This is a genomic window from Saprospiraceae bacterium (assembly GCA_016712145.1).
GTDB lineage: Bacteria > Bacteroidota > Bacteroidia > Chitinophagales > Saprospiraceae > Vicinibacter.
Genome location: JADJRO010000001.1, coordinates 998,038 through 1,009,735 on the forward strand (window position 1 = coordinate 998,038; position 11,698 = coordinate 1,009,735).

Consider the following 11,698-nt stretch of genomic DNA (forward strand, 5'->3'; position numbering starts at 1 on the left):
AATGTAGTGATGAAATCAAATTTAAGATTAGGGATCCAGAACCTTCTTCCTCATGATTTCCATGATATCCTTATCGCTTAAATTTATTTGTATTTCAGAGGAATTAAAAATTGGTTTGAACTGAATTTTATATGTTTGGTGGGATTTATTTAGAAGCTCTTTGGCTAAAAACAAAAATCTCCAGTTTCGAAAAAATGCACTGACAAAATAATACAATAGGGAATTATTTGCTGAAATGCGAATTGGAAGTATCTGAGCTGTAGTTTGGCTTATGATTTTAAGTAAACCTTTTTTCCATTCAGGTTCAACAGCTTTGAATCTAAAGATATCGAAATAGGATACCTCTCCCGCTGGAAAAATCAATAATGCCTTCCCCGAATTCACCCATTCGATTGCTGAAATCATGGCCAATTCGTTTAATCTAAAATCATCGGAATTTTTTGCCTGTGGATTTACAAAAATGGAATAGTTCTCAAAAATTGAATACCTTTTAAACCATACATGACTGAGAATTTTAATATCGTCTCTGGCCTCCAGAAGTATCTTCATGATAATTATTGGATCTGCACCACCCGTAGGGTGATTGGCAAGAATCAGCAGCGATTTGTCCTTTGGAATATTCCTAACAGAATCTTCAGTCAGCTGATATTTTAAATTCAATAAAGAAGCTACATTTTTAAATGGGTTTTGATCATTGGATAAAATAAACTTTTGGGATAAATTATCCAATTTCGCCACTCCAAGTATTTGTTCTAAAAATTTAATTATTATTCCGGTCTTTTTAGTCATCTATGACATTTGAAAATAAGTTTGCTATGATTCGCTGGTAGTCCTCTCTTAAGTTTAGTAAGCCTGTGGAAAAAGATTGGGATGCTTGCAAAGCGCCGGCAAATAGCAGCGTTCGTGTTAATTGAATCAGATGCGGTGGAATCGGATCAATCTGCCCATTAAAATTTACCGGAAAACCACCTTTTACGAGATAAAAATTTCTATTTTTGAATTTCACCCTATACAGATTAAAACAAGGATGATCTTCCCCGTCCCATATAACTTCATCTTCATTAAGGTTTTCTGCATCATAGACAATATTCCACAATTTAGGAATACCGAGCGAAACACCATGTATCCTTAAATTCCAACTTCTGAACTCGACATCAGAAGACGAAGTGCTGATCAGGATACTGTCCTTGTTGATGTGCTCGTAATCTTCCATGTTTATGATGGGCCTTCCTGTACATCCAATAATTAATTCAGAACTCCTTAATCCCGAATGCAAGTCTTTACACGTAAAAACCATCCTGATATGCCAATTGAATTAATGATTGAGAAGTCTCTAAAATCAATACCTGAAAGCCACAGCCCCTCAATCTTGCTGCTACACATCTTCCAATTGAGCCATAGCCGATGACCAATACGTTCCGTCCAATTTTGATCCCACCGGATTCAATAGCTAAAAGTTCTTTAAACAATTCCAACTTAACCGACTCCGCAATAATAGGTGATTCATACTCCAGTTTAACCCAGGACTCAGCAACATTGATTATCGGAATTTTGAGATTTAGATTCTCAATCCTTCGGATGCCGCTTCTGGTTTGCTCAACCGCTACAATATATGGCAAGAGCTCAGAAAATTCCGGTTCATGAATCATTTGTATAGCATGTCCTCCGTCGTCAATTAATAATATCTTTTTACCAGAGGAAGCACAGGATGGAAGCAAATCTGAAGTGCATTTCTGTAAAAGCGTTCTAATATTTTCATGCAATCCTTCATCGTGCGGTTTATCGTATTTTTGATAAAGACTGTCGGGATGGACATAACAACCAGCATCATTCAGCGCGTCAACCACTTTTTCGTTTGCAGAATAAGGTTTTCCTAAAAAATACAAATTTTGAAAACCAAGCTCCTTACTTGTAAACTCCTTAAACAACGAAGCTGTGGTTCCCATAAGATGTTGGAGACCTACAATCCCCATTATATTTGATGGCAGCGAACCAGCAAACTTTTTAAAGCTATTTAATAGTGGTAAATCAGGCCAAATGACTTCTTCGTTCAATCCAACCCACTCCGACTCCTTTCGGGCAATGTCCATATCGTCCAGTCGATTTATTGAAATCGATCTTAATCGTGAGGATAGTACCCTGAATAAATTAAATGCCATTCCTGAATATTGAACCAATAGCTCTTCCAAATCTGAGCGCGTGAATTCCCAAATGGAAACTCGACTTTTGGCAATGGCGAGCACCGATCGTTCACAACCATCTAAAAGAGAAAGTTCTCCAAAATAATCTCCAGACGAAAGCTCATGTAAGGTTCCACCGGAATTTTTAGATAAGTCCTGTTCAATTAAAATGCTACCTTCCTCAATGATATACAAACTGTTTCCCGGGTTTCCTTGACGAAAAAGTACTTGACCTTCTTGTAACTCAAAACCACTCAATTTCGATTGTATGCAAACCAATTCCTCTTTTTCGAGTTTTGAAAACAAAGTAACTTTAGACAATACTTCCAATCTCATTTTTTATGGTTTGCTTTGCAAAATTATAATGATAAAGATATAAAAAGATATGAGGTTCATGCTGTCAAAGGTAACCAACAAATCATATCCTTTAAAACACGACATTAAGGATGCATCCTTTAACTCAACAGGTTTTGAAGAATGTTAATCGAGACAAAAACTTAATCAAATTATACGCTAAAAGAATGGGCAATAAGTCAGCATTTTATTTCAACATTTGAAATACATGCTCCTTGGGTTTTCCTGATCCACCAAGTTCTCTTAAAGCATTTAGCAATGGACCACACCAATAATTAATTCTGATTGCTAGGTTTCCATCTTCTTGTCAGCCCTATTTATCTTATAAATAATAATTGAAATTAAAGCATGTAGCGTCAATGGTTTATTTACTAACAGCTTCGGCATTTGGCAGCAGCCAAAGTTAGGAATATTAAATTTTGTATTAATGCCAAAAGCGAAAAATTAAATACAGACCGGGAGGATTGAGTGTATAAAATGAAATAAGCATTTCTATTTTTTATCAAGGATGTAAATTAATGATCCCATTATAACAGGTGTTGTGACATAAATCCAAAATCCTGTACTAAATGGTGGAATTTGAATTAGCTTAGTAATTACCTGCCCACTATCTATTTTTACCGTAAATTGACCGTTAATTTTGTCGTTGTAAAAGGAATTATCACAGGTAAAATTGATGTTGTTGTCGCCTTCTGGGATATTATATATTGTAACAGATTTTACGTTTTTCTTATTTACTACTAAGTTATCATTAACAGTAATGTTAGTTTTCCTTGTGGGATTGCTAGGCTTTAGTACTAGGATTCCAGTATTTAACGAATCCATTTGATATTTTAGGACTAAATTCTTTGAGCAAGATGTTAATAGCAATTGTGCTATTACAAATAAATAGAATAGGTTCATAATCCTATTATTATATTTGAATAATGCAAAACGTATTTTAGGATTTATTAAATGTTTCAAAATTATGCTTTTAATAAGCTAATACTGAATTGTTCAACCGTTAGGTACTTGCGACGTGCCGCCATCATCCAAGCCAAATTTAAAACATATTTTACAAGTATATCCCAAGTACTGGAACCGGTTGTTTCTGCGGCATGATCGCACGCAAATGATTATGAAGTAAATATTTTAAGGTAACATGTTTAGCCTTTCTAGCCCACACAAGTTACATGGTCACCATCACACTCCAAACTATTTATAGCTTTACGAGTTATTCTCGAATTTGTCACACACACCCGTACAATTTACATCGTCATGTTCACGCCCTTACATTAAAACTACTTTATAACGGCCAGTGCAACCTTCAATTGCCAGCTTTTGCTGGCTAGTTATAAAATATTTTACAAAGAAATTTACAAATTAATGTTAACTAAATTTTTCACATCCTGACACAGAGGTGTAAACAACGGCAGACGTCGGCAGGTTGATATCCATTTACACAAGGTTAAGCCCTCGTTGATGTCTTCTCCGCTATTGCTTCTTTTGTATTCTACTCAATGGCTATTTTTTTACTCACAACGTTTCTCCTGTCATCAATTATTTGTAAAAAATATATCCCATTACTCATCGCTCCTTTTTCTAAAGTGAACTCTTTGCCTGTAAAGTTCAGGGTTTTTAATTCTTTACCAAGCAGGTTTGTTATTTTTATAGTGGTGTTTTTTTGTTCCTCACTAAAGGAAATGTTAGTCATTGATGTAAGCGGATTGGGATATATATTCAATTGTAATGGATGAAACTCTTTCACACTGGTCGTGTTTGGAATGAATTGATTTTGAAACCATGCCATTCCGCCTGCGCCACCATAGGTTGCAGTGAGAATGTCCTGGTCACCATCACCGTCAATATCGTCTACTCTTACAAAAACAGGATAATTGATGGATGTTGTAACCACCTGATATTTGCTTGAATCGAATGCATTTCCACCCTGATTCCAGAAACATCTGACAGCACCTTTATAGTCGACTCGGTTATACATGGATGCAACGAGATCTTTTTCTCTATCGCCGTTAATATCCGCTGCATAAATGCTCGTAACCACATAGTTTGTATCCACTACCATCAAATTATGAATAGTAAAGTTTCCGGCTCCATCGGATTGATACCACTTCATGATATTGTCTGAATTTGGGAAATAAGAGCTTGATGGATAAAGTATATCTACAATACTGTCAGCGTCAAGATCACACAGGCTCATGTAATAATAGCCAAATTCAAGCTGGGAATCGATTGTTTTGGGTGTGTTAAAGCCGCCTTGTTTGTTATTTTGGTAATATTGTATTCTATTGCTATTTGTAATCTGGGCGAGATCTTCAAATGAGTCGCCATCAAAGTCATGACTTACGGTCGAATAACCAAATTGGCTTAGCATTACGCCGGTGCTGTCGAAAACGCCGTTTGTGTTATTAAAAATTCTTGAAGCAGCAACTATTTCAGGATAATGATCATTGTTGACATCCACGGTATTGATGCCATAATATTCCCGGTCTATATGACTTACAACAGTTCGTGTAAAATTTTCTGAGCCGTCGTTAATAAACGCCAGTGCATTTCGTCCAAAATAATTGTCAGCGGCAAAATCAAGATGCCCGTCATTATTAAAGTCGGCAAGAGCAATGGCCTCGGAGCTAAAGACATTGTTTCCTCCACCATTCCAGATTTGTTTTGCAGGTGAAAAAGTTCCATTACCCATATTCAGATACCAAACTATGCTGGTATCGGAAGAGCGATTAACCATTAGTATATCTTTCTTACCATCTCCATTCAGGTCAACTATCTGCGAATTGGCTGAAGCCTGTTTTGACAGGGTAAATTGCACAAAAGTGACCTGGGCATTTACTTTTGCGCTGAATCCAAGAAATGCGAAAACAATTAGTGGATAAATTTTATTCATTTGTTTGTCTTTATATTAATTTAAAATGGCTTATGTCCAATGAAGTATTACGGTTTGTGCTTGCCAATTTCACAGCGCCAAAAATAAAACATTTTCTCCAATTCCCAATCAAGGATAGGAACCGATTGATTTTGAGCCTTGATTGCAAGCGCATTGTAACGATGAATATATTTTGGGTAAAAAGTTTAGCTTTACTCGCCCACACCGATTACAAGGTCACGATCACAGCCTAAACTAATTATAGCTTTCAGATTTATTCACGATTTTGTCACACACCCCGAACGAAATATACCGTCTAATTCACACCCATACATTAAAACCTTATCGTAGCGGCCAAATATAAGCGATGCGAGGCGTTAGCCAAAGTATCGTCTTATACAATATACATTGTTATACCCTGTCATATTTTGCTTCCCCAATTTTGGCAAATTCTTTCTTATTTAATTTCATTTCTTGTTCAAGATCATAATCATTTTGTAAGCCAAGCCAAAAGTTTGCTGAATTACCAAAATATATGGAAAGTCGCACCGCAGTATCTGCAGAAATGCTTCTTCGACCATGAATAATTTCAGACATTCTTGTTTGAGGTACTAGAATCTCCTTAGATAATCTGTACATACTAATTTCTAACGGTTCTAAAAATTCCTTTTTAAGAACCACTCCAGGATGAATATTTTTTAGTTTTGCCATATTAATGATAATCTGTTATTTTAACATCATAAGCGTTTGAGCTATTCCACTCAAAAATTATTCTCCATTTCTCATTAATTCTGATGGAATATAATCCCTTGAGTTTACCTTCAAGTTTTTCCAGTCTGTTAGCAGGTGGAATTCGTAGATCATTGATATTGTAAGAGTTGTTTATCATTCTAAGTTTTCTCCTGGCAATTTGCTGTATGTCTAAAGGCAGCTTTTTAGAAAAACTTCCTTCCCAAATCAATTTAGTTTCCTTATCTCCATAGCTTACAATCATAATTTTGCCACACGGTACTAACGCATAAAGGTAGTAATTTGTTTTGAATTATCCTTTTTTAGTATTGGGTATAACGGATTGGCTATACAAGCTGGACCGTCAAACCATTGTCAGCCAAAAATAGCAAATTAGTTTTTCACTACCGGAATAAATTAAAAGAGAATGATTATCGATGCAGGGCGCTGTAGAGTCTATGCCGTGTTAGCGCCTGTTATATTTTAATCAATTTACCCATCTTTATTATTTTTTTATTTTCGCTAATAATATAAACGTATACTCCCGCTTGTAAATCAAGATTTTGAATTAATGTGTTCTTGGATTTTAATTTTATTTTGAACATCAATTTATTATCTAAAGAATAGATATTAATCTCTGTGTGATTAAAATTAGAGATATCTATAAAAAGATTATTAAGGAAAGGATTGGGATATACTTTAAAAAATTCGTCATGAAATGGATTCCTTGAATTTACTTCATTGCACTTCGTTCCAAAAGTAATGGAATCATTAATTTTTACACATTGGATGAATGGAACATAAAAACTACATCTTGTTAGTGTATCAGTAATTGTTGGAAGGTTAATGAAACTGTTCAATTCATCATAAGAGCTGCTATCACTAAAAACGAACTTAGTTATATTATGAAATGTGAGTGTATCAATTGAATTCTTACGATTTAAATATATTGCAACCATTGAATCGGAACATGGGTTAATTGCTTTTAAGGAATCACCAACATTTAAATTAAAGTCATATAACAGAACATCACGATTCTTGATATTATAAATACTGTTTCCAAAAAAATATGTATACACTTTACTGTTAATTGTGTCTTCTCTAAAATAACCGGCATTATAAATGAAGTTTAATGGCAAATCAAGCGGCATTGATTTTGTTACAATCGCTTTTAATATTTTATATTGTTTTGACTCAATAATGGTATCATTATCGAAATAATAAGATCTATATTTATCAAGTACCCCACACGGACCTTGGCAATTATAAACTATCCACCACTTCTTCCCTTTATCTATGAAATGATTTTTGATTTGTGCTACTAAGCTAAGTTTTGCAAACAAAATTAAGGGTAAAAGTATTTTCAGCTTCATGACAAATATATATTAGGAAATGGAACTAGTAATTAGTATAACGTGTATTATTTATTAACTATGTCATCTTCAATTAGCGCTAACGGTCTGGCTATACACGCTGGACCGCCAAACCAAAGTTAACCAAAAGTAAAAAATAAATTTTAATTACTGAAAAAATTTAAAATAGAATCCGGGAGTTGAAGGCGGTATGGCGTGTGTAGCCTGTTACTGGTTCGTGCTGCTGTCCCAACAAGTGAAAAATTTAAGGATGTAAAATTAAGTGCGACGCAAAGTTGAATATAAAGCCAAACAAGAGCGATATGAATTCAGAGTACAATCATTCTGGCGTCCCTCTTGCATCATGTGCAGTAACTTGTTTATACCCACTACAAAACTTCTACCATCCAATAATTACAGCTGGATTCTCGAAGCTTCGTTTGGCATATTACAAATATAGACATTTATTCAAATTATAACAGGGCATCTTTATTTAAGATAAAATATGGTCAATTGTGTAAGTGGAGGGAAATCAGTAAAGCTTAGAGCTGATAAGCTATTAATCTGTCAAGGTTTATATAGAAATCCAATTATGAGTCCGATGTCACTGGTGTTAATCAATATAATAAATACAGGTATGGGAAAACTTGCATTGATACCCAACTCAGGGTTTCAACCTTGAGTTGGCATCAATTGAAATGGTTCCAATGTGGCAATGCTACAATCCTGCAATCCTGCTATCTTTCAATCCTATAATGCTGCAATTTTAAAATACTAAAATGGTGAAATCATTAAATTATACAATGAATTTCGCTAATGAGTATAAAACTCCTTTCTTGCTGAAGGCTTTGGATGTTATGTTTTATTTATCATGATTTTCTTGTTGCCGCTCCGATCAAATTACGAGCCATTGTGTGTGAATCCTTTGATCGAATTTTCTTATGCCCATGCTTCGATTAAAATTAAGACGTAGGCGAAGCCTACGCCTAGCAAAAGAGATTTTTTTACTATTTGCCAATTGATTCGAATAACTTGGCACTCTTTGGAATTGGTTTACAGTTAATAAACTTTTTATTAGCCCCAGAGGGGCGACATCTTTATAACACACCCTAACCAAAAATTTAGCGCCGTAGGTGCGGAACTAGATTATGCTGTTTGAAATATCAAGTTGCTGAACACAGATTACTAATTAATGATTCAAACGGCTGGAGCCGTTGTGTGTGATTCCTTCGATCGAAAATTCTTATGTTCATGCTTCGATTAAAATTAAGACGTAGGCGAAGCCTACGCCCAGCAGGAGGCATTCCACCTCTGGCCTCTAGCCTCTAGCCTTCCCTTCTACAGACTAAAAACCTTCTTGCAAAAAAAAAGCAGAAACGTTTCCTGTCCTGCTTTTTGTTTCAAACAATTTTATTCTAAATGATCAGCCCTTTGTAGGCGATGTGGCCGTTGAGGCTGTCGTTAAAAACCTGGATCAAGTATTCGCATTCTGCATCGTCGATGCCTTGGCCGAAGGAGTAGGTAAGCATGCCGTAATCAAAGCGAATCTTGCCACTACCTAATCCCCAAAATTCTTTGCGGCGAAGGTTAAATCCGGTGCTAACCAATTTTTCATTGCGGAGGTTTCGGATGGTATGCAAGTCCAGTTTCTTTTTCCAGCCAATACCAAAAGCACTTTTCTCCAGGATGAGATGTTCGTGTTCAATTTTAACAATTTCTCTTCCGAAGTAGCCCCAAAGCAAGCCCAGTAGGAGGAACAGGCCAATGAGGGTCCAATACAAAAAGATAAAATTAAACATGTTGAATTCCCAGGTGAGGGATCCGGCAAATAGATCTACCAGTTGAACATACAAAGAGAGCCAAAAGAAAAAACAAAGGGTTCCAATTGCGAGCGCAAACCAATGTTTTCTTGAGGGAAGGGAAATTCGTAAACCGTCGTTACGGTTTTCAATGCGGGCTTTGCCATTAAATTTCATATTCATAAAATTAAGATTTACAGATTGATATCATTTCTACATCTTCTGAATCCATTGCTACCCTATGCTATAAACCAAACAACGTTTAATAAATTCCAAAAGCTGCCTGAAATTTATTTTTTTTTTAAAATAATTCTGCAATTCCAATCAACATTTTACCAGGCTTGTACGATATGAATTTATGGAGCCCTATTTTGAGGAAGCTGATGACGACTTATTTATAATGAATTTACAGCCTTGTAACTAGTGGAATACACCAGTATGCAATATATCATTTTAAGATCAGTCTGGATTATACCAAGCCCGGCTCAAAAGAACCCATCATTTTTATACCCCATCCGGAACCCCTCTCCGATGCAATTTGTTGCTACAATCCCTTTTTATTAAACCCTATCTATGATACGAATTCCACGTTTGTTTGTTTTAGCTAAAGACATTATGACGATCACCGGAAAAAGTTTGCGCTCTTGTCAACGCATGCTTTCTAAAATTAGAAAAGCCATTGGCAAGCAAAGTCATCAGGTCATTACGCCCGATGAATTTTGTGAATACTACCAACTCCGTGGCAAGGATAAGGATCGGTTTATTGGGGGGTTTGAGTAGGGAGGAAGAGGGTTAGAGACTAGAGGCTAGAGGCTAGAGGGTGAAGATGGACGTGAGGACTTTTGGAAGAAGACTTTTAGGCTTTTAGGGATTTTGGAGGAATTGTCTGGATAGCTGGAGCTACTGTTATTAAATTTAAATTAAAAACATCATTCAGATATATCTGAAATAATCTATGTCCATGAATGAAAATTTTCTGAAGTCTTTAAGTATAATCTATCTTTTTGTAATAACAAGCTGTTCCCCAATGTTAAAGACCCTATATGGAATAAAATCTATTAAATCCCTTGATAAACAGGACATCCTGCATTTAGCAAACAAATACAATATCCCATCAATTGAATGTTACGAATTGGATCCAGCCTATTTAAATTATCTAAACAGTTTAGACACAACAAACCACAAAGAGCAAATAAAAAATCACTCACAACCCTTACAAGCACTTTATTATAACAAATCTGGGCAAATGGTTTCATTTCATATCAATTACTATGCCGGAGGATTTCCTAACTTAAATTGGAATCCAAACAAAATTATGCAGGCATTTCCGCCTCAAACTCAAGCCCCTTTAGACAGCATACTTTCTGTTGAAAACCTTTTTAACTATCTGCGTCCTATCTCAAGTGCAGTAAAAATAAACAATGAAAAATTCGACTACCTTATTTTCATATATTGGAATCGGTTTATGGGCAGACAAAGCAAACGCTTGATTCAAACAATTCAGAAAAATTCCGAACTGGCTAATCCTGAAAAAGTGCGAATAATTTATATAAATAACGATTCTATTTTTTTTTGAAAGTAATTGAAACTTAGTATTTTGAAATCTCGTAATTTAGTTATAATTATCTGGATAAAATAGTACAGTGCCGAATAAACATTAGTTTGCAAAATGCGGAACAAATAGTACTAAATTACTTTGCAATTACAATACAATAAATCTCTATCAATAATAATGCACTCATAAGACTTGCAAATTCACTCTACAGATTGTTTGTAAGAAGCTCATTTTAACTTTCTGATTTTTCAAACAATTCAAATTTTGGTACATCTTCCGGTTTCCACTTATAAATTAAGATTCTATTTGGTTTTAGCAATTCAATTAAAAATACCTCAATTATCCTTTAATCGAAATATTAAATTTGTTTCTATTGAATCCTTCATCTTCACCACCTCATCCACCTTCTCATTCGGCACGGTCATAGACAATACATACTGTTTGATTTTCCAACTGGCTCCCTGCTTTTGCAAAACACCGGAACCACGACAGATTTTCATTTGTGTATCGAGCAATTCATCAAACCAGGCAATTTTACCGGAAGGATCAAAATAGATGTGTCGTTGCAGGGACTTAAAATTCCAGGCTTTGCCCCTGTCAAAATAGGGCTTGGAAAATTCTATAAATTGAGATTTATTCCAATGCTCGGTGGCATCAGTACCCATAAAAATGGCATCGTCTGTCAATACTTCAAAATATGCATTAAAATCGGCTTTGCCTGCAGCTTGATGCCAATGGTCTAGTAGGAAATTAATTTGTTGTTGCTCAGACTGGAGGTTTAATTTGTCCGTCGTACAACTGAATAGGACACTCATTAGTATAAATAGGATATACTTGGTCATTGGTTGGTTTGAATT

The 11,698-nt window shown here is 35.3% G+C and carries 12 protein-coding genes; 2 read left to right on the forward strand and 10 right to left on the reverse strand.

All coding sequences use genetic code 11. The features are described from left to right. Positions 1 to 27 precede the first annotated feature (27 nt). From IPK91_04375 to IPK91_04415, 9 genes are all read right to left on the reverse strand, one after another. Positions 28 to 789 carry a 1-acyl-sn-glycerol-3-phosphate acyltransferase gene (locus IPK91_04375; protein MBK8296512.1) on the reverse strand — a complete coding sequence of 254 codons (762 nt, stop codon included), beginning with the start codon at positions 787 to 789 and terminating at the stop codon, positions 28 to 30. Then, positions 782 to 1,297 carry a hypothetical protein gene (locus IPK91_04380; protein MBK8296513.1) on the reverse strand — a complete coding sequence of 172 codons (516 nt, stop codon included), beginning with the start codon at positions 1,295 to 1,297 and terminating at the stop codon, positions 782 to 784. The genes IPK91_04375 and IPK91_04380 overlap by 8 nt, the downstream gene beginning before the upstream one ends. Then, complete coding sequence (locus IPK91_04385) at positions 1,281 to 2,516, reverse strand: cyclic nucleotide-binding domain-containing protein (protein MBK8296514.1); 1,236 nt, start codon at positions 2,514 to 2,516, stop codon at positions 1,281 to 1,283. The genes IPK91_04380 and IPK91_04385 overlap by 17 nt, the downstream gene beginning before the upstream one ends. Positions 2,517 to 3,026: 510 nt before the next feature. Next, complete coding sequence (locus tag IPK91_04390; protein ID MBK8296515.1) at positions 3,027 to 3,359, reverse strand: hypothetical protein; 333 nt, start codon at positions 3,357 to 3,359, stop codon at positions 3,027 to 3,029. A gap of 667 nt (positions 3,360 to 4,026) precedes the next feature. Next, positions 4,027 to 5,427: a T9SS type A sorting domain-containing protein gene (locus IPK91_04395; GenBank protein ID MBK8296516.1), complete on the reverse strand. Its 1,401-nt coding sequence runs from the start codon at positions 5,425 to 5,427 to the stop codon at positions 4,027 to 4,029. Between the two features lie 390 nt (positions 5,428 to 5,817). After that, positions 5,818 to 6,117, reverse strand: a complete 300-nt coding sequence (locus tag IPK91_04400) for a HigA family addiction module antidote protein (GenBank protein MBK8296517.1) — start codon at positions 6,115 to 6,117, stop codon at positions 5,818 to 5,820. A gap of 1 nt (position 6,118) precedes the next feature. Beyond that, positions 6,119 to 6,400: a type II toxin-antitoxin system RelE/ParE family toxin gene (locus IPK91_04405; GenBank protein ID MBK8296518.1), complete on the reverse strand. Its 282-nt coding sequence runs from the start codon at positions 6,398 to 6,400 to the stop codon at positions 6,119 to 6,121. 211 nt (positions 6,401 to 6,611) lie between these two features. Continuing rightward, positions 6,612 to 7,508 (reverse strand): T9SS type A sorting domain-containing protein, encoded by an 897-nt coding sequence (locus IPK91_04410; protein MBK8296519.1) that lies wholly within the window; start codon positions 7,506 to 7,508, stop codon positions 6,612 to 6,614. 1,394 nt (positions 7,509 to 8,902) lie between these two features. Beyond that, complete coding sequence (locus tag IPK91_04415) at positions 8,903 to 9,463, reverse strand: hypothetical protein (GenBank protein MBK8296520.1); 561 nt, start codon at positions 9,461 to 9,463, stop codon at positions 8,903 to 8,905. Between the two features lie 396 nt (positions 9,464 to 9,859). Between IPK91_04415 and IPK91_04420 the strand changes: the two genes are divergently transcribed. Beyond that, complete coding sequence (locus tag IPK91_04420) at positions 9,860 to 10,066, forward strand: hypothetical protein (protein MBK8296521.1); 207 nt, start codon at positions 9,860 to 9,862, stop codon at positions 10,064 to 10,066. Between the two features lie 247 nt (positions 10,067 to 10,313). Next, positions 10,314 to 10,862 (forward strand): hypothetical protein, encoded by a 549-nt coding sequence (locus IPK91_04425; GenBank protein ID MBK8296522.1) that lies wholly within the window; start codon positions 10,314 to 10,316, stop codon positions 10,860 to 10,862. A 314-nt stretch (positions 10,863 to 11,176) separates the two neighbouring features. Here the strand turns inward: IPK91_04425 and IPK91_04430 are convergent, their stop codons facing one another. Next, on the reverse strand, positions 11,177 to 11,683 hold the full coding sequence (locus IPK91_04430) for a nuclear transport factor 2 family protein (GenBank protein MBK8296523.1): 507 nt from the start codon (positions 11,681 to 11,683) through the stop codon (positions 11,177 to 11,179). Positions 11,684 to 11,698: the final 15 nt, after the last annotated feature.